1 protein-coding gene is annotated in these 2,369 nt (G+C 61.0%); it reads left to right on the top strand.

The window, feature by feature from the left end; translation table 11 throughout:
* Positions 1 to 171: 171 nt before the first annotated feature.
* Positions 172 to 2,369: phage tail protein (locus tag VL202_RS24950; protein ID WP_325466751.1), on the top strand; the 2,198-nt coding region annotated here is incomplete at its 3' end.

Genomic DNA, 2,369 nt, shown 5'->3' with positions numbered 1-2,369 from the left:
TTGCGATGCTTGCCGCCTATGAAGACTGGGCGCGCGGCAAGGGATGCGTGTCGATCGGCATGGCGTCTCTCGCCACCAATGATGTTTCAGCGATTTACCGCCGCTGCGGATATGCGCCGGCGGAAACCCATTTCGTGAAGGCGCTCTAGGCGCCATCTTTCAGGAAAATCCATGGCAATTTTCACTGCGATCGCCTCGCTTGTTGCGGCGGCGTCGAGCTTCTTTGCCGGTCTGTCGGTTATCGGCGCCTTCGTCCTTCAGACGGCGGCCGGTATCGGGCTGAACCTGCTTGCGAAAGCTTTGGCCGGCGAGCCGGAGAAGCCGACATTTTCAGTGCAGGGCAAGCTGCAGAGCGGTGGCGACGTCCCGCGCTCGTTTCCGGTCGGCTATACCGCCACTGCGGGATCGCTGGTCTATTCGAACGAATGGGGTGCCTCGTCGAAGACGCCGAATGCCTACCATGTGCAGGTGATCGCGGTATCCGACCTGCCGATCGCTTCGCTTGCGGAAGTCTGGGTGAACGGCGAAAAGGTGACGATCGATAGTACCGCCCATCCGGACTACGGCTTCCCGGTCCTCGAATATCGTGACGACGACAAGGACTTCCTCTGGATCAAGTTCTATGACGGCAACCAGACTGTTGCCGATCCCTATCTCGTCAGCAAGTTTTCCGCGTCCGAGCGGCCCTATCAGTCAACGCGCGTCGGCCGTGGCGTTGCCTATGTGATCTGCACATCGCGCGTGCACGAGGAGTTGTTCACCGGGTTCCCGCAATTCAAGTTCGCGGTCAACGGCATCAAGCTCTACGACCCGTCCAAGGACTCGACGGTGGGCGGCACTGGCGCGCATCGCTGGAACGATCGCTCGACCTGGGGCGGCGATGGCGACCACCTCCCGGCGGTGCAGGTCTACAATCTTTTGCGTGGTATCACCTTCGCGGGCCAATGGGTTTATGGGCTCCAAAGCCTGCCGGCCGCCCGCCTTCCCGTGGCGCACTGGATTTCCCAGATCGGCAAGTGCCGCGTTTCGAATGCCACGACCGGCAACAAGCCAATCTATCGCGCCGGTGGCGAGATCCAGGTGAATGCCCAGATCTCCGAAGCGATCGGCGCCATGCTGACCAGCTGCCAGGGCCGGCTCCCCGAGATAGGCGGCACATACAAGATCTATGTCGGCGCGCCTGGCGCTGCGGTCTTTGCGTTCGACGATGACGATATTGTTTCGACGGCCGAGCAGTCGTTCACGCCCTTCTTCGGTCTGGCAGACACGATCAACGGAATTGCCGCGAAGTATCCATCGCCTGATGAAGGGTGGAACACGAAGGTTGCGCCACCGCTTTACAACGCCCAGTTCGAGGCGGAGGACGGCAAGCGCCGGCTGATGGCTGACGTGTCGCTCGACTTCGTGCCCTATGATGCGCAGGTGCAGCGGTTGATCAGCTCGGCCCTCGAGGAGGCACGCCGCGCGCGCAGGCATACGCATGTCCTGCCGCCATCCTATTGGGGCGTCGAGCCCGGTGATATCATGTCGTGGTCATCGGTGCGCAACGGCTACGTCAACAAGCTGTTTCGCGTCGATGGTGTCGTTGACGACGCAAACCTCGATGTGATGGTCGATCTGACCGAGGTCGATCCATCGGATTATGACTGGGATCAGGCCGTCGACTATCGCACGCCGACGTCCGGTTTTGTCGGCAAGCCCTATCCGCCGGTTCAGCCCATGCAAGGCTGGGCCGTTGCGCCCGATGTGGTGACGGATGAAACTGGAACCAGCCGTCGGCCGGCAATCCGGATCAGCTGCGCGGCCGATCAGGACGACGTGCAAAGGGTGCATGTTCAGGTCCGCGTCAAGGCGACCGCTTCCGTCGTCTTCGACAGTGATGCGACGGCCTATGCCTCGCCCTTTTCCTGGCTGCTTTCGGGTGGTTGGACACTGCCTGCGACCGTCTATCAGGCGCGCGGCAAGTTCGTTCCCTATTCGGCGCGCAAGACCGACTGGTCGGCCTGGCTCGATGTCACCACGCCGGACGTGCGGATTTCCATCGACGATCTGACGCAGGACATTCTCGACAAGCTCACCGAACTGGACGAGTGGATCAGCGAGGATCTGCTCAACAAGGTCAATCAGACGATCAGCGATCTGAATGATGCCGTCGAGAAGATCGATCAGGAGGAGCAGGATCGGATTGATGGTGCGATCGAGGCGGCCGGGAAGTACCGCGCACTGCTGAACGAAATCGAAAGCATCCGCGATTATGTCGCCAATGCGGACTATGCCGGCTACACGGCGCGCGAGGAAATCCGCCGCACGATTACGACACGGCTTGAAAGCTCGATCGCAACATTCGACGAGCGGATCACGACGGCCGT

Source organism: Pararhizobium sp., assembly GCF_035497515.1.
Lineage (GTDB): Bacteria > Pseudomonadota > Alphaproteobacteria > Rhizobiales > Rhizobiaceae > Pararhizobium.
This window is presented reverse-complemented; position numbering and strand designations above follow the sequence as displayed.